At 59.4% G+C, this 16,303-nt stretch carries 11 protein-coding genes, 1 tRNA gene and 1 pseudogene; 8 read left to right on the top strand and 5 right to left on the bottom strand.

The genetic code is table 11. The features are described 5' to 3' along the window. Positions 1-18 precede the first annotated feature (18 nt). Positions 19-95 (top strand) — tRNA-Met (locus tag FHT69_RS00005). Between the two features lie 449 nt (positions 96-544). Then, positions 545-1,567 carry a DUF808 domain-containing protein gene (locus tag FHT69_RS00010; protein WP_183904737.1) on the top strand — a complete coding sequence of 341 codons (1,023 nt, stop codon included), beginning with the start codon at positions 545-547 and terminating at the stop codon, positions 1,565-1,567. Positions 1,568-1,755: 188 nt separating this feature from the next. On the opposite strand, the gene FHT69_RS00015 is transcribed toward FHT69_RS00010, so the two are convergent. Then, on the bottom strand, positions 1,756-2,754 hold the full coding sequence (locus tag FHT69_RS00015) for an ABC transporter permease (RefSeq protein ID WP_025570480.1): 999 nt from the start codon (positions 2,752-2,754) through the stop codon (positions 1,756-1,758). Between the two features lie 40 nt (positions 2,755-2,794). Further along, a complete protein-coding gene (locus FHT69_RS00020) occupies positions 2,795-3,535 on the bottom strand; it encodes an ATP-binding cassette domain-containing protein (RefSeq protein ID WP_025570478.1) in 741 nt (246 codons plus the stop codon). 243 nt (positions 3,536-3,778) lie between these two features. On the opposite strand from FHT69_RS00020, the gene FHT69_RS00025 reads away from it, so the two are divergent. The 5 genes and pseudogenes from FHT69_RS00025 to FHT69_RS00045 all read left to right on the top strand — a co-directional run bounded on the left by FHT69_RS00025 (position 3,779) and on the right by FHT69_RS00045 (position 8,019). Further along, positions 3,779-4,759: an NAD-dependent epimerase/dehydratase family protein gene (locus FHT69_RS00025; protein ID WP_047618543.1), complete on the top strand. Its 981-nt coding sequence runs from the start codon at positions 3,779-3,781 to the stop codon at positions 4,757-4,759. Between the two features lie 48 nt (positions 4,760-4,807). Beyond that, positions 4,808-5,794: a substrate-binding domain-containing protein gene (locus FHT69_RS00030; protein ID WP_183904738.1), complete on the top strand. Its 987-nt coding sequence runs from the start codon at positions 4,808-4,810 to the stop codon at positions 5,792-5,794. Between the two features lie 197 nt (positions 5,795-5,991). Continuing rightward, complete coding sequence (locus FHT69_RS00035; protein ID WP_025570473.1) at positions 5,992-6,771, top strand: FadR/GntR family transcriptional regulator; 780 nt, start codon at positions 5,992-5,994, stop codon at positions 6,769-6,771. 133 nt (positions 6,772-6,904) lie between these two features. Then, a pseudogene (locus FHT69_RS00040) lies at positions 6,905-7,499 on the top strand (ankyrin repeat domain-containing protein). Between the two features lie 13 nt (positions 7,500-7,512). Continuing rightward, positions 7,513-8,019: a YHS domain-containing (seleno)protein gene (locus FHT69_RS00045; RefSeq protein ID WP_088930330.1), complete on the top strand. Its 507-nt coding sequence runs from the start codon at positions 7,513-7,515 to the stop codon at positions 8,017-8,019. 17 nt (positions 8,020-8,036) lie between these two features. Here FHT69_RS00045 and FHT69_RS00050 read toward each other — a convergent pair whose 3' ends face one another. From FHT69_RS00050 to FHT69_RS00060, 3 genes are all read right to left on the bottom strand, one after another. Further along, entirely contained in the window at positions 8,037-10,208 is a 2,172-nt protein-coding gene (locus FHT69_RS00050; RefSeq protein ID WP_183904739.1) for an adenylate/guanylate cyclase domain-containing protein, read from the bottom strand. A 166-nt stretch (positions 10,209-10,374) separates the two neighbouring features. Beyond that, positions 10,375-12,159: a tetratricopeptide repeat protein gene (locus tag FHT69_RS00055; RefSeq protein ID WP_047618550.1), complete on the bottom strand. Its 1,785-nt coding sequence runs from the start codon at positions 12,157-12,159 to the stop codon at positions 10,375-10,377. 100 nt (positions 12,160-12,259) lie between these two features. Next, on the bottom strand, positions 12,260-14,578 hold the full coding sequence (locus FHT69_RS00060) for a membrane-bound PQQ-dependent dehydrogenase, glucose/quinate/shikimate family (protein WP_183904740.1): 2,319 nt from the start codon (positions 14,576-14,578) through the stop codon (positions 12,260-12,262). 256 nt (positions 14,579-14,834) lie between these two features. On the opposite strand from FHT69_RS00060, the gene FHT69_RS00065 reads away from it, so the two are divergent. Next, positions 14,835-15,944: an acyltransferase family protein gene (locus FHT69_RS00065; RefSeq protein WP_025570058.1), complete on the top strand. Its 1,110-nt coding sequence runs from the start codon at positions 14,835-14,837 to the stop codon at positions 15,942-15,944. The last annotated feature ends 359 nt before the right edge of the window (positions 15,945-16,303 follow it).

The raw sequence follows: 16,303 nt of genomic DNA on the forward strand, positions 1-16,303 counted from the left end.
TTGTGTTAAATTATATCTCGCGGGGTGGAGCAGCCCGGTAGCTCGTCAGGCTCATAACCTGAAGGCCGCAGGTTCAAATCCTGCCCCCGCAACCAGATATAAAAAGCCCGCTATCCTGCGGGCTTTTTTGTATCTCGTAACGGGTCGAGGAGTTAACGCCTCGTCAGGGGCCCGCAAGAAGGCGTAGCCGACGAAGCGGGACAGAAAACTTCAAATCCTGCCCCCGCAACCAAATCCCACATAGACCGCCATACACACTGATACAAAAAGCCCGCCTCGTGCGGGCTTTGGTGTATCTGCAAGTCCTCCTTCGTCGAACCGGTGCGTTGTCGAACTGCCGGAACAGACACCGGGACCGGCAGGCACGTCCTCCGCGGGATCAGAGTGGGCCGAGCCCGATGCGGGCCGAATAACGGCCGTTGCCGTCACGATTTGTGCGTGGCATCTTCCCAGCGTGGAGGATGCCACGTCTCGCTTCGAGTCGTTGGATGACGGGTTTTCCATTTTTCGCTGTGTTAAGTCTGTCTTCTCAACGGAGGCTCGAATGAGTGTCGGCCTGATTGCCCTTTTTGATGATATCGCTGCACTGGCCAAGGTGGCTGCGGCCTCGCTTGACGATATTGCCGGCCAGGCAGCCAAGGCCGGCACGAAAGCGGCAGGTGTCGTCATCGATGATGCGGCTGTGACACCCCGTTACGTCACCGGATTTTCCGCAGCACGCGAATTGCCGATCATCGGCAAGATCGCCCTCGGCTCGCTGAAGAACAAGCTTCTGATCCTGCTTCCCGCGGCGCTTATCCTGAGCCTTGTCGCACCGCAGGCGATCACACCGCTGCTCATGATCGGCGGGCTTTTTCTCTGCTATGAGGGCGTGGAAAAGGTTTACGCACTCGTGCTACCGCATGCAGCGCACACCCATGAATCGGCACTCGAGGCGACAAGCCTCGATGCACAATCGCTCGAAGACGAGAAGGTTGCGGGTGCGATCAAGACGGATTTCATCCTGTCGGCCGAAATCATGGCGATTACGCTCGGTGCGTTGCCGTCAGGCAGCATAGTCACGCAGGCCTTCATCCTTGCGGTCGTCGGACTGGGTATAACGGTCATGGTCTATGGTGGCGTGGCGTTGATCGTGAAGGCCGATGATCTGGGGCTGACGCTGGCGCGTGTACAGACGCCGTCTCCGATGGGTTCCTTCTTGCGCGCGATCGGAAAAGGGCTTGTCACCGGCATGCCCTATTTTCTGAAAGTGCTCGGCATTATCGGAACGGCGGCCATGATCTGGGTCGGCGGCGGCATCATCGTTCACGGCCTCGAAACCTATGGTGTCGGCGGCCTTGCGCATCTCATCCATGATGCCGGGGAGGCGACCGCGCATGCCATTCCCGTTCTGGCGTCGGTGCTGCGCTGGGTCGTCGAGGCTACAGGAGCTGGCATCATCGGTATTGTCGCGGGCCTGATTACAATTCCGGTCGCAGGCTACGCCATCTCGCCACTGTGGCGGTACCTCAAATCGCTCCTGCCGCGCCGCCGACGGAAAGAGGCGCTGGCGGACGGGAAAAAATGAACATAGCGGCCACCGACAGGCAGCGATGATTGACGATGCACGGCATCACTCGACGCAATTCCAGGCAAAGCGCGAGGCGCTTTTGCCGGGAATTGTGTAAAAACAAAAAGTTAGAGCGGTTCTGCGTTTCCGTGAAAAGCTGAAGCGCTCTAAGGCGTCATATCCAGCGGGGCGGAGACCGGATTTGCCTACTCGCCCTGTCGTAAGTTGCGAAGTCGGTCGAAAAGGACGGCGAGCACGATTGCTCCGCCGATGAAGCTTCCCTGCCAGAAGGCGTTGATGCCGAGCAAGCCGAGACTGTTGCGGATGATCTCGATGAGGGCGGCGCCGACCAAGGCTCCGAAGGCGGTGCCGACGCCGCCGGCGAGATTGGCGCCACCGATAACCGCGGCCGCGATGACTTGAAGTTCCATTCCGGCGCCGATGTTTGTGGTGACGGCGCCGAGCCAGCCGGTTTGAATGATGCCGGCAACGCCTGCCGACAGGGCGGAAATCATATAGACGATAACCTTGATCCTCGGCACTGGAACGCCCGTCAGTGTCGCCGCGTGCTCATTGCCGCCGATGGCAAAGACATAGCGGCCGAACTTGGTCCAGCGCAGCACGAAACCGGTGATGAGGGCCAGCACGACCATGTAAAGCACCGGATTGGCGATGCCGAAAAGCCACGCGCCGCCACCCAGCGCCAGCAGCTTGTCGTGATCAGGCCCGAACTGGAAAACGACGGTGTTGTTGGATGCGACCATTGCAAGGCTGCGTGCAATAGACAACATGCCGAGCGTGACGACGAAAGGTGGGAAACCGAGATAGGCAATCAATACGCCGTTGAAAGCTCCGACCAAAAGAGCAGTACCGATCGAGGCGGCGATGCCGACTTCAATGCTGTATCCCGCGTGCATGACGACTGCCAGCACCATGCTGCACAGGCAAAGCACGGAGCCGACGGACAAATCGATGCCGCCGGTGATGATGACCAGCGTCATACCAAGCGCGATAATTGCAACGAAAGTGACGTTGCGGGTGATGTTGTAGATGTTCTTCGCGGTCGCAAAGGAGTCCGTCGCCATCGACAGAAAAATGCAGGCGAGAATGACTGCAATGAGCACCCAGAAGGTCTGGCCGCTGAAGACCGATGCCAGCCAACTCCGTTGCTTCTGTCCGATCGTCTGGTCAAGTGTAATCGCCATCGTCGACCTTCTTTTTTCCTATTGCAGCGGATAGCATCGATCACACCTGTTCGATGGCGCCGGTGATCAATCCCGTCACTTCCTCCGGCGAACTTGCGGCAATCTGCTTGTCGGCCACTTTTCTGCCCCGCCGCATCACGATCACGCGGTCGGCGACCGAAAAGACGTCGGGCATGCGGTGGCTGATCAGGACAACGACAATGCCCCGGTCACGCAATTGGCGGATCAGGTTCAAAACCTCAGCCACCTGGCGCACGGAAATGGCTGCCGTCGGCTCGTCCATCAACACGATTTTCGCTTCCGACAACATCGTTCGGGCGATCGCCACCGCCTGTCGCTGGCCACCCGACATTTGCTTGACGAGATCGCGCGCCCGCGTCTCGGATTTGAGCTCGCGAAATATCTCGCCGGAGCGTTTGTACATGCTCTTGTAGTCGAGGATGCGAAAAGGCCCCACGCCGCGGCGCAATTCTCGTCCGAGGAATACGTTTGCTGCCGCCGTCAGATTGTTGCAGAGCGCCAGATCCTGGTGAACGATCTCGATGCCATGCTGGCGTGCTTCCTTCGGCCGATGAAGCACCAGATCGGCGCCGTCGAGGCGCATGGTTCCGTGGCTCGGGCGAAAGTTGCCGGCGATCATCTTCACCAATGTCGACTTGCCGGCGCCGTTGTCGCCCATCAGGCCGACAACCTGCCCCGCTTCAAGCGAAAACGAAATATCGTTGACAGCCTGGATGGCGCCGAAATGTTTGGAAATATTGGTGAGCTCAAGAACCGCCACCAGCCTTCTGGCCTCCCAAGACTTGCAGGCTATCCGTCGCGTGTCTTCGGCGCGAGGCTCCAGCGACTTCGCTTTTCCAATGTCCTCCCAGAAAAGCGATCCGGAACATTTACGCAAAACCTTGCCGCAGCGTCAACTATTGTCCGGTGTATTGGCCTTATTATCGCAAAAATCTGTTTTGTCAGACAAATATCGTTTGACGAGAGCGGCGCGTGAATATTAGCTATCGGTGGGAGAGAGAGCATGCTGATCCTTGTGACCGGTGCGACGGGCAAGGTCGGGCGGCGCTTCATTGCTGGGCTGCTTGACGATCCGAGATTTTCCAAGGCCCGTATTCGCGCGCTTTGCCATAATCGGCTGTGCGATGAGACCGACCGTGTCGAAGTCATCCGCGGCTCGATCGCCGATCGCGACATCGTGGCAGCGGCGCTCGACGACGTTACCCATGTCGTGCATCTCGCCACCTGCAAGGAAACGCCTGAAGACATCATGGATGTCACGGTCAAAGGTCTGTTTTGGCTGCTCGAAGAGTTCCGCACGAGCGTCACTGCACGCCAGTTCATCCTGATCGGGGGTGATGCGGGCGTGGGACATTTCCACTATCGCCACAATGGCCCGATCACCGAGAATACTCCCCATCGTGCTTATCCGGGAAGCTATGCGCTTTCCAAGGTTCTGGAAGAGGTGATGCTGGAGCAGTTCGGCATTCAGTACGGCCTCAATGGCTGTTGTCTGCGGGCGCCCTGGATCATGGAAAAGGACGATTTCAAATATTCGCTGTCTTTTGGCGACGATGTCTTTGGTGGCCCGGACTGGAAGACGCTGGTTCCGGAAGACGCGGCACGGCGCTACGCAACTCTGGGGACGGTGCCACTGCTCCTTGATGCTGACGGACGACCGCTGAAACGCAATTTCGTGCATGTCGATGACCTCGTATCGGCCATATTGGCAGCGATCGACAACCCGCGGGCGGAGCGGCAACTCTTCAATATCTGCATGGATCGACCTGTCGACTATGCGGACGTCGCCGCCTACCTCCAGCGCACGCGCAATCTCGGCTCTGTCGAGATACCAAGCCGCTTCCATTCCAATTGGATGGACAACAGCAAGGCGAAATACCTGCTGGACTGGCGGCCGGACTACGATCTCGAAATGCTTATCGACTCGGCATGGCAATACGAGCGTTCGAAGGAGGAGCCTCGCATCGTCTGGTATCCGGGTTGATTTCGTATGGCGGGCATGTCGTGCCCGTCTGTTTCAAGGGAGGAAACTATGAGGAAGGCATTACTACTGACAGCCGCAGTTCTAGCACTGACCGCCGGGCAGGCCCTGGCGAAGAAGCAACTGGTCATCGTCGTCAAGGGCCTCGACAATCCGTTCTTCGAAGCAATCAACCAGGGTTGCCAGAAATGGAACAAGGAGAACCCGACTGCGGAATACGAGTGCTTCTACACCGGTCCGGCATCGACATCCGATGAGGCCGGCGAAGCGCAGATCGTTCAGGATATGTTGGGCAAGGCAGACACGGCTGCAATCGCAATTTCGCCGTCCAATGCAAAGCTCATCGCCCAGACCCTGAAAACCGCCAATCCAACGGTTCCGGTGATGACGCTCGATGCCGATCTTGCCGCCGAGGATGCAGCGTTGCGCAAGACCTATCTCGGCACGGACAACTATCTGATGGGCGCACGCATCGGCGAATACATCAAGAAGGCCAAGCCGAAGGGCGGCAAGATTTGCACGATCGAAGGCAATCCGGGAGCAGACAATATTTTACGCCGGGCGCAAGGTATGCGCGACACGCTCACTGGCGAGAAGGGCTTGACCGCGCTGAAGGGCGAGGGCGGGTGGACGGAGGTCGCCGGCTGCCCGGTGTTCACCAATGACAATGGTGCCCAGGGTGTTCAGGCAATGACCGATATCCTCGCGGCCAATCCCGACCTGGACGCCTTCGGCGTTATGGGTGGCTGGCCATTGTTCGGCGCGCCGCAGCCCTATCGCGACCTGTTCAAACCGATGGCCGACAAGATCGCCAGCAACGATTTCGTCATTGGTGCGGCCGACACGATCGGCGACGAGGTTGCCATTGCGAGGGAAGGCCTGGTGACGGCACTCGTCGGCCAGCGGCCGTTCGAGATGGGCTACAAGGCGCCTTCGGTGATGATGGATCTGATTGCCGGCAAGCCGGTCGAAGATCCGGTCTTCACCGGGCTCGACGAGTGCACCAAGGATACAGTCGATACCTGCATTCAAAAGTAGGTCCGCGGTTTGGCGGCACTCGGTTCAAGGGTGCCGCCGACTGCCCCCACGAGAGACGGGTCGAAAGGCCCGCAGGGCTTGACGCGCCCCGGATTCCGCGCTTTTTGGCGGCGTCAATCGCAGGCGACTTCCTCGTTATTACGATTGTTTTGAGAGTACATGCAGACAATCGAAAGATGCTGAGGCAGTAGAAATAAATGCCTGACAAGAAATCGGGAAAGCCGGCGGCTCCGGTCGAAGTGGTGACGGTTGACCGTTCGGCCACAAGGCGCCCAAATGCTCCCCGCATGACGGGGGCGAGCGTTCATGTGTCTTTGGCGGGAGAGATTGGGCTGCGAATCGTACGCGGCGACTATCCGCCGGGCACGATCCTGCCAAATGAGGCAAAATGGTCTGAAGTCTTTGAAGTCAGCCGATCGGCGGTGCGCGAAGCGATCAAGATGTTGATGGCCAAGGGCCTGCTTTCTTCTCGCCCGAAAATCGGCAGCTGGGTCGAACCCAAGGAGCGTTGGAACCTGCTGGATCGAGATGTCTTGGGCTGGTATGCCGCGTCTCCCGATCGTGAAGCCTTTCTGAGGGCTGTGCAGGAACTCAGGCATATGATCGAGCCGGAAGCGACGGCACTGGCTGCGGAGCGGCGAACCGAGGAGCAAATGAATGCGATCAGTCAGGCCCTGCATGACATGGATCAGGCGACATCGCTTCAGCAGCGGACGGAATCCGATGCGCGATTTCATATCGCGATCCTACGCGCCTCCGGAAATGATCTGCTGGTGCCGCTCGGCGTACTGATCGAATCGGCGTTGAACCACCTCTTCGCCCACGTCACGCGAGAGGAAGACAATTTGCGCTATGCACTGAAGCTTCATGAAAATATTGAAAAAAACATCCGATTGCAGCGACCGAACATGGCGCGCAACGCCGTTCGCAAGGCGCTGGCAAATACCGACCAGATCATAGCACGTTGGTCGCGATAGAGGTGTGCATCCTGCCCGGCTGACGCCTTGCCGGCAACCTGATGCAGAGCCGTTCAAGCTCCTACGGTGCTTGGTGCCTACCCAAAACCTGCGGCTTGTGCTATTTTCTCAGGCTACCTTCGGGGGCTGAACCATGCGCGGGTTGCTTGCATCGGTGGGGTTGATTTTCACAGCGACAATGGCCGCTGCGGGGAGCCCCTTGTTCGATGCCGTCGCAACCGGAAACACCGCCGCCGTCGAACAGGTTTTGGCTGCGGGGTACGGATGTCAACAGCCGGGCACGCGATCTGGCGACGCCTCTCATCAACGCCGCGCTCGGAGACCAGCTCGCCATCGCCGAATTGCTCATCGGCAAAGGTGCTGACGTCATGGCTCGGAATTCGGGCGGCTTTACGCCGCTTCATGCCGCGGCCTTTTCCGGCAGCTTGCCGATCAGCAAGCTGCTGCTTCACCACGGGGCGACGCTCGACGATGCGGCCAACAAAGCGGGTGTAACGCCGCTGATGGTCGCCGGTGAGGAAAACCACGTCGCTCTCGCCGCGTTTCTTCTCGCTGAGGGGGCTGACGTCGGTCATGCAGAGGTTCACGGCTACACGCCGATCACGCGTGCGGTCTGGAAGGGCAACATGGACATCGTGCGATTGTTCAAACGGCACGGCGCGTCGTGCCCACCGGCCAGCCGCCTCGGCGAGGAAGGTTACGCCAAGTGCATTGAAATCCACGATTGAATAGGAGGCGCAGATGTGTGCAGGGACCAGAAGCGGTGCGCGAGGAATTGGTCGCTCTGTGGCGGTGTTCCTTCTGGCGTTGGCAGCCGCCGGTGGATCGCAGGCTTTTGCCGACGACTCGGTCAATACGGGGTACTTCGGCGGCGTGGCAATCATGGGATACGATCCTGTCGCCTATTTCACCGAAGGCAAAGCCGTGAAAGGCTCCGAGGAATTCTCCCACGAATGGCTGGGGACGCCTTGGCTTTTCGCCAATGCCAAACACCGCGAAATGTTCATCAGCGAGCCGATCAAATATGCGCCTCAGTATGGCGGTTACTGCGCGGGCGAGGTGGCTCTCGGGTCGGTCACGGTAAATGTCGATCCAGAGGCGTTCAAGATCATCGACGGCAAGCTTTACCTGATCTACGACAAGGGATCGGCGGAGGGGTTTGCCGCGCATGTGGCTGAAGCAGTCCCGAAAGCCGACAGCAACTGGCCGAAGGTCGCAGCCGATCTCGAACGGGATCAGTATCACTGACCGCGGGTGGAGTGCGGCTATTTGACGGGCGAAAAATAGAAGACCTTGGTGGAGTTCACGTAAGCATAGCTGGTTTCAGCAGGCGAGTTTGCAGATCTGTAGACCGGGCCGCAATCGGCTCGTCCGAATGCATTTTCGCTCTGCTCGCAGAGCATGTCGCCCTGGACGAAAACCGTCTCGGTGATCATCTGCGTCGCCGAGCGGAATGCAGCCTTTCCATCGCGTTCGATTTGCATGAGTGCAGGGCTTCCTGAGGGCTCGGTCTTGCCCCGCAGGAGTTTGCCCATGACGGCGCTTGTGATTTCGTCGTCGTGCAGCCGGTCCTGCTCGTCGCCCTTGAAAGCGAACGGCCATTCCGGCAGACCGGCCTCGCGCAGAGCATCGAGGATAAAGGCCAAATCCTGCTCGTTGCGGAAGTGGGCGTTGCTGATACGCCAGCCCGCCAGGGAATCGCGCCCTGCCACAAAGCGAAGTCCTTCGGTGACTGTCGCACGGGCGTCATCGAGGCGACCGGCACGGGCATAGGCCATCGCGAGCGGGGTAACGAAATCGCCATTTCCCGGAGAACCGTCTCGCGCGCGTTGGAAATTGTCGATGGCCTTTGCGTAGTCGCGCTGCAAATAAAAGACCAGGCCGGCCGTGTATCGGTTGATGGCGGAGAGGTTCGGATCGTGCCTGAGCGCCGTCTCGACGGCCGCGCCGGCTTCGGCATGATTGCCGGAGAACAATTGAACATATGCCAACGCCATATGCGCCTCGGCATCGGTAGACCCGAGCGACACTGCCTGCTGCGCCGAGGTGACAGCCTGCTCATAGCGGCGGTCCACGACCTGCATGACGGCAAGAACGGCGTAGGGCGATGACAGAACCGGGTCGAGAGCCAGCGCGCGACTTGCTTTCTCGTAGACCCTTTTTCGGGCCAGCGCGCTCTGGAGAACATCGTCGTAGGCGCTTCGCCAGACATAAGCTGTCGCGCGCGCATCGGCCGCGAAGGCCTCTGCAAAACCGGGGTCGAGCGCTTCTGCTTTGTCAAAGAGGGCCAGTGCCTCCAGCAGCCGGGAACGGCGGCCGGTCCGCGTCGCCTGCTCGGCACGAAGGTAGTAGTCGTATGCTTCCAGATTGGCGGTCGGCGGACGGGTAATCCGCTCCGCCTCGGATCGAGTGAGCTTCAGGCCAAGCGCGCCGGCGATCTGCCGACTGAGCTCGTTTTGCACAGCCATCACATCCGCCGCGCCGCGGTTAAACCGGTTGGCCCACAGGTGATCGCCGCTTGCGGTATCGATCAGTTGCGCATTGACACGGATTTGGTCGCCTATCCGCTGCACGCTGCCCTCGACGACAAAGCGCACGCCGAGATCGCGTTCGATGTCGGCCAAGACCAAGGGCTTGCCTTTGTAGGCAAACACCGAATTATGACCGATGACGTCAAGGTCCGAAAGCATGGCCAGATCGGCAATCAGGCTGTCGGTCATGCCATCGGTGAAATAATCCTGGCCGGGATCTTTGCTCAGATTCGCGAAAGGAAGCACCGCGACGGATGGACGTTGCGGCACGAACGGCCATTGCCATACGAAGACAATTGCAGCGGTCGCGATCAGCAGCGCTGCTAGCGTCGCCAGGATAATCGCACGGCGGCGCGGCCGAGGGGAGGCGACAACCTTGCCTGCCTCAGCGGGATCTAACAGGACACGATAGACTCGAACCGGATCGGCTATGTTTTTCAGTTGCTGCTCACCGAGGGCGGAGAAGCCGACATCAGCCTTGTGTACCGTGTGATCGAATGCGGTGCCGGATATGCAAATTCCGCCGGGCTGGGCAAGAGTCTCCAGGCGCGCGGCTATGTTGACGCCGTCTCCGTGAATGTCCTCTCCTTCGACGATGACATCGCCGAGATTGACGCCGATGCGGAAAAGCATCCGCTGCTCGGGACGCAGGGCTGCATTGCGTTCTGCCTTTTGTTGCTGGATCTTGACGGCGCAGCGCAAGGCATCCACCACGCTTTGGAACTCAACCAGGATTCCGTCGCCCATGGTCTTGATCAGGCGGCCGTGATGCGTGGCGATCTTCGGTTCGAAGAGTTCGTGGAGATCGGAGTGGAAGCGGATACGCGTTCCCTCTTCGTCGATTTCGCTCAGACGGCTGTAACCGACCACATCTGCAATCAGGACTGCTGCAAGACGGCGCTCCATACCAGCTCTTCCTGGGTGTCAGATCCCCGACCGATATCTTACAGCAGGTGCCGAGCCGTTGCCATGACAGTCGCCCAAAGTGGCATCACGTTCGCCGGCGACATGCCTCGCGAAATCAACTGCGTGAAATGAGTTGCCGGGACGTCGGTCCGAGCCGCAGTTCCTGTCAGCTTTGGCGAGTATCCGGGACCACCAGGCCCGCCTTGCGGAGGCCTTCAACACGGCGGCTAAAGTCCTCGGGGTTTCGGAATGGAAGGACGCGGCGGCGGCGCTCGACGGAGAAATTGGGATTGATCTGGAGCGCTTTTTCCCAGGCCTGTCTGCTCTCTTCCGGCCGGCCGAGGTGGCCGTAACATGACGCGAGCAGGGCATAGGCCGTTTCAGATTGGGCGTTTTGCTGGAGCCGCTGCTCGATCGCGGCAATCGCCTGCTCATATTCGCCGAGAGAAAAGTGCGCATCGGCGAGAAATTGGAAAAGAACTTCCGGATGGTGCGGGTCGAGCCGCATCGATTCATTCAGTGTCTCGAGAGCGCCTGCGGGATCGCCGGAAAATATCTGGATATGGGCCATCAGCATCAGGAGGTCGGCGGAGTTGGGAGAAAGCGTGAGGCCCTGCAACACTTCTGCGCGCGCCCGGTCCAGTTCCCGGTTCCACATGCAAGCCATGCCCAGCGCGAAGTGGCCATTCGGCTGTTCCTCGGCCATCTCCATTGCCTGCTGCGCGAGATCCAGTCCGATCCGCAGCGAAGCCTCCGGATCGTTGCTCCAGGCGTTGATGTAGTCGAGCACATGCGTGAAGGAAATCAGTGCCTGGGCGGCCGCATAATCCGGATCGATAGCGAGGGCGTCGGCCGCCAGGCTGCGGGCGGCTATATTTCCGGTTCGGGTGTGGGCCGACGCCTGCTCGCGACCGCGCAATAGGAGCTCATATGCGCCGATATCGACTGCGCGTCCTTGGACCAACCGATCCTGGTCGCCATGCGTGAGGTTCAGCTTCAGCGCCGCCACGATCTCCTGGGTGAGCTCATCCTGAACCGCAAAAATATCCGTAAGCTCGCGGTCGAAACGGCTGGCCCAGATATGCCCGCCATTGTTGGCGTCGATCAATTGGGCAGTGACACGCACGCGGTTGCCAGCCTTGCGCACGCTGCCTTCCAGGACATAGCGGACGCCGAGCGCCTTGGCCATCTCAGGCACGGAGGCTGTGACGTTCTTGTAGACGAAGGAAGAGTTGCGGGCGATCACGTGCAATTCGGAGAGCTTCGAAAGGTCGGTAATGATGTCCTCGCTGATGCCGTCGGAGAAATATTCCTGCTCGGCGTCGCCGCTCATGTTGTTGAACGCCAATACTGCGATGGAGGGCTTATCGGAAACGGCCGTAGCCGGAGGCATTTTCATTGCCGGCTGGACTTGTCGTGCCGTGTTCGACAGCGGTCCGACCTGGAGAGAATAGACCTGCATCGGCTCAGCGATATTCTTCAGCTGGATCTGACCGAGATTGGTCACGGCAAGATCAAGCCGCGCTTTCACCTGGCGGTAGGCATCCTCGGAAAGACAGATGGCGCCGGGCTTGGCAATTCCCTCCAGCCGCGCGGCGATATTGACGCCGTCGCCCATCAAGTCGCCATCGCTTTCCTCGACCACATCCCCCAGATGGATCCCGACCCGGAACTCGATGCGATGCTCGGGCGACACGCCGATATTACGCTCGACCATGGCGGTCTGCACTTCGATCGCGCAGCGCACGGCGTCCACGACGCTGCGAAACTCGATGAGGCTTCCATCCCCGGTACGCTTGACCACACGGCCATTGTGCACGGCGATGGTTGGATCGACCAGATCGCTGCGCAGAGTTCTCAGCCGCGCCAGAATGCGATCCTCGTCCGCACCGGCGAGACGGCTGTAGCCGACCACATCCGCGACCAGGATCGCCGCCAGTTTTCGCGTCACGCTCGTAGCCTCAGTTCCTCGTCGGACCAAAATAACACAGTGTGAGCGGTAGCGTCGCCAAATCCCGTTTGCCTTTGCTAAGAAGCGGCCGGTGGCCAGGCTAATCTCCGTTTTTCAGCGAAAAGGCAAAGACGTAGTCGCCGGCGTGCTTCGAATATGGTGCACCGCCGACCGATATCAGGACATATTGCTTACCTGTTTTCGGCGAAACATAGGTCATGGGCGTCGCGCTCGAGCCGACCGGCAGGGGATATTTCCAAAGCTCGGTACCGTTCTCGGCATCATAGGCGCGGATATAATAGTCCTGGAAGCCGGCGAAGAAAACGACACCGCCGGCGGTCACCGAAGTGCCGGCATAACTCGGCAAGCCCATCGGCATAGGCAAACGGGTTTTGATCTTGAACGGCCCGAGTTCCTCGGCGGTCCCCGCCGGAACCTGCCAGGCGATCTTGCGGGTACTCAGATCCACCGCCGTGACGGTGCCGAAGGGCGGCTGCGTGCAGGGAACGCGGAGCCTCGATGTCCACATTTCGGTGGCCATGCCATAGGGCGTACCGCGCTGCGGGGCGGAGGGGCCGTGCGCGGTCGTGGTGAGGGCAAAATCGACATACTCCGCGCGCGGGATGAGCGCGAAGAGGCTCGGTACGCGGATATCGTTCATGAAGACGCGGTTGTTGGGCAGATCGACCGATACGCTTCCCCAATTGAGGCCACCCAGATTTCCCGGCTGCTGGATCGCATATTGGGTGCCGATCGGGGTGAAATCGCCGTCGTAGCGCATCTTTCGGAAGGCGATGCGGCACGCCAGCTGATCGAACATGGTCAGGCCCCAGGCCGTCTGCTCGGTCACGCGTTCCGCGCCGATTGTCGGCATGCCGACGGAATAGGGCTGCGTCGGAGACAGTTTCTCTTCCGGTGCGCCGCCTTGCTGCGGCACCGGCTTCTCCTGGACTTCGGCAAGGGGCAGGCCGGTCTGACGGTTGAGCAGGAAAAGCTGCCCACGTTTGGTGGTCTGCAGGAGAGCGGGCACGGTGGCGCCATTGCCGTCAGGCAAGTCGATCAGGACCGGTTGGGCCGGCAGGTCATAGTCCCAGATGTCGTGATGCACGGTCTGAAACTTCCATTTCTCCCGCCCGGTCGTCACATCGAGCGCCACCAATGTCGCGTTGTATTGGTCGGCGAAGGCCGGACGATTGACGCCGTAATAATCCGGGGTGGTGTTGCCGAGCGGCGCATAGATGAGACCGAGCTTGTCGTCGAATGCGGCCGTCGTCCACATATTGGGTGTGGCCCGCGTATAGGTCTGGCCCTCCGGTGGGAGTTTGGTGACCTCAGGATTGCCGAGATCCCATGCCCATTCGAGCTCGCCGGTGACCACGTTGAATGCGCGGATGACGCCCGAGGGTTCGCCGACCTCCTGATTGTCGGTGACCCAGCCCCCGACGACGATCAGATTGCGGGCAATCAGCGGCGCCGATGTCTGGAAGTAATAGCCTGTCTTGACTTCGCCCATGCCCTGGGAGAGCTGCACGGTGCCATTGTCTCCGAAGCCCCTGCAGGGGGCGCCGGTCTTGCTGTCGATCTCCAGCAGACGGGCATCAATCGTTGTCTGCACCAGGCGCTCGTTGCAAAGACCGTCGGCGGATTGCGCGTCCTGCGGCATCTTATAGTAACCGAGACCACGGCAGCGCTGCCAGTAAGGCGCCGTCGCCTTGGGATCGAAGATCCAGCGCGGCTTGCCGGTATCGGCATCGAGCGCTGCGATCACATCCGTCGGCGTGCAGGTGTAGACCGTGTCGCCGATCTGCAGAGGCGTGTTCTGATCGGCGCCATCGCTCTTTCCGGTGCGGTATGTCCAGGCAAGATCGAGCTTGGAGACATTGCCGCGGTTGATCTGATCGAAGGGCGAGTAACGATCTCCCGCCGTGGTGCGGCCATAGGAGGTCCAATCGGAGGGAGAATTGTCGCCCTTGGTCGCCTTGTAGGCGGTGATGTCGGCGGAAGGGCGGATGACGCCATGCGGCGTGAAAGCAAGGCTAAAACCGGCAACGAACAGGATCGCCGTGACCAGGGCGCCGCCATGGTAGAGCTTCCGGTTGGCGGTCGGCGAGAGCGATGGCGCAAAGAGAAGCGCAAAACCCGCCAGCGCGATCGGAGACATCAAGCGCGCAAAAAGTGCCCAAAAATTGAGACCCGATTCCCATAGCGCCCAGGGAAAACTGAAGATGGCGACAAGCAGGACGATGAGGCCGCCGGACGTCTTGCGGCGCCAGAGCAGAAACGCGGCAACCAGATAGGCAAGCCCGACGATCGCATAATAGGGCGAGCCGCCGAGGCTGAGCAGCAAGGCGCCGCCCCCTATCAGCCCCAATCCGATCAGGGCGAGAACAATACAGAACAGGGTGGCTAGAAATTTCATAGTCTCCTCATCCAATCTGCTGCCCGATCGCCTGGATCCCAACTCCGACCGTCGCATGGCGCCCCGGGAAGCGCGGGGCCATTGGATTGGCGGTCGGATACGTATCTTCGGGAGAGCGGTGCTCTCTCGTTCAATTTTTACTTGATGTAGCTGTGGTCACTGACACGCCGCCCCGATCCGGCAATGATGCCGCCGCCGCTCCTGCGGCAACGGCTTGCCATTCCAAATCGAGTCAATACTTCTGAAAGGGGCACAGATGTTTCTCGGCGAAAAGCTTGATCTAGCGAACGGGCGACCGACAGGATTCGATTATATGCGATTACTGTTAGCCTTTTCAGTGCTTTGGATACATACGGCCCGCGTCACGTACGGCGATGACCTCTTTCTTTGGGAGTCACCCTTCCGTCCTGTCATCAAGTCAGTGCTGCCCATGTTCTTTGTCCTGAGCGGGTTCCTCGTGGCTGGCAGTCTTGAACGATCGAAGACATTGATCTCCTTTCTCGGGAATCGGTTTATCCGGATCTACCCTGCTCTTGCGGTAGAGGTGTTGCTGGCTGCCTTTATACTCGGAGCGATCTATACGGAGTATGACCTGCGTGACTATTTCACCGATCCTCAGTTCTTTACTTATCTGCTGAATGTCACCGGGCACATTCACTTCAATCTTCCCGGCGTATTCCTGGACAATCCTGATGCTGCGATGGTGAACGGGCAACTCTGGACGGTGCCCTTCGAGCTTGAGTGCTATGCTGCGATCGCCGCCCTATTTCTGCTCGGCGTGGTCAGGCGGCGCGTGATCGCCCTGATCGCAACGCCGGCCTTGATCATAGCCTTTGGGATCGCAAGATATTGGAAGCATGAAAGCGACTGGGCCACCATGCCCACGACCGCATCGGGCAATCTGCTTATTTGTGCATTTCTGGTGGGGGTGACCTTCTATCTCTACAAGGACAGGGTTCGCTGGGATATCCGGATTTTCCTCGCCTCAGTGGCAGTCATCCTCTGGGCCTACTGGTTCACCTCTTTCGGAGACTTCATTGCCATCCCGGCAATCGGATATGTCACGGTTTTCCTCGGTCTGACCTCGCCCCGAAAGCTTGGTGTTCTGCGCGGGGCCGACTATTCCTATGGCGTCTTCCTCTACGGCTACCCGATCCAGCAGGCCTTCGTCGCGCTCGGGCCTTGGGCGCATAACTGGTGGCTGAACGGCATCGTCTGCAGCATTATTGCCACCTGCTTTGCCGCTTTCTCGTGGAGATTCATCGAAAAGCCGGCGTTGAAATTGAGGAAACAAGTAACCTGGCTTGAAAATCTCAGGCTTCAGCGCGGCACGAAACGACAACTGGCCGGGGCGGTCTCGAAATAGAGTTCTGGATGCCGGCTTGGAGGCGGGCAATTCCGGAACAGGCTCAATCCAGAAAACAACTCAATAGGGCTCGCCATCACCGCGAGCCCTGTTTCTTTGATGCTGGCTGAGCGCCACAGACGAAAATCCGGGCCGTTTGCAAGGGCCTGGTTTGCAGCAGGCTTGCTGCACGATCACTGCCATATCGACGTACCTACACCGATAAGCGCGGCCCGGATTTGGCGCGCATATCCGCTCATGCGTAAGCCTATGTTCAGACTGATCTTTTCGGTTGGACAAGGTAACGTCGTGGCTAGATCTATGACTGTATTAATCCTCCAAATGCCCAACTTTTCCAGCTGTCGTATCCGATGGTTTCT

It is taken from the genome of Rhizobium sp. BK008, assembly GCF_014197345.1.
Taxonomy (GTDB): domain Bacteria; phylum Pseudomonadota; class Alphaproteobacteria; order Rhizobiales; family Rhizobiaceae; genus Rhizobium; species Rhizobium anhuiense.

Bases quoted from the DNA above. Each gene is read 5' to 3' on its own strand.
- FHT69_RS00010 (WP_183904737.1), top strand. From the start codon at position 545: ATGAGTGTCGGCCTGATTGCCCTTTTTGATGATATCGCTGCACTGGCC.
- FHT69_RS00015 (WP_025570480.1), bottom strand. From the start codon at position 2,754: ATGGCGATTACACTTGACCAGACGATCGGACAGAAGCAACGGAGTTGG.
- FHT69_RS00025 (WP_047618543.1), top strand. From the start codon at position 3,779: ATGCTGATCCTTGTGACCGGTGCGACGGGCAAGGTCGGGCGGCGCTTC.
- FHT69_RS00030 (WP_183904738.1), top strand. From the start codon at position 4,808: ATGAGGAAGGCATTACTACTGACAGCCGCAGTTCTAGCACTGACCGCC.
- FHT69_RS00035 (WP_025570473.1), top strand. From the start codon at position 5,992: ATGCCTGACAAGAAATCGGGAAAGCCGGCGGCTCCGGTCGAAGTGGTG.
- FHT69_RS00045 (WP_088930330.1), top strand. From the start codon at position 7,513: ATGTGTGCAGGGACCAGAAGCGGTGCGCGAGGAATTGGTCGCTCTGTG.
- FHT69_RS00050 (WP_183904739.1), bottom strand. From the start codon at position 10,208: ATGGAGCGCCGTCTTGCAGCAGTCCTGATTGCAGATGTGGTCGGTTAC.
- FHT69_RS00060 (WP_183904740.1), bottom strand. From the start codon at position 14,578: ATGAAATTTCTAGCCACCCTGTTCTGTATTGTTCTCGCCCTGATCGGA.
- FHT69_RS00065 (WP_025570058.1), top strand. From the start codon at position 14,835: ATGTTTCTCGGCGAAAAGCTTGATCTAGCGAACGGGCGACCGACAGGA.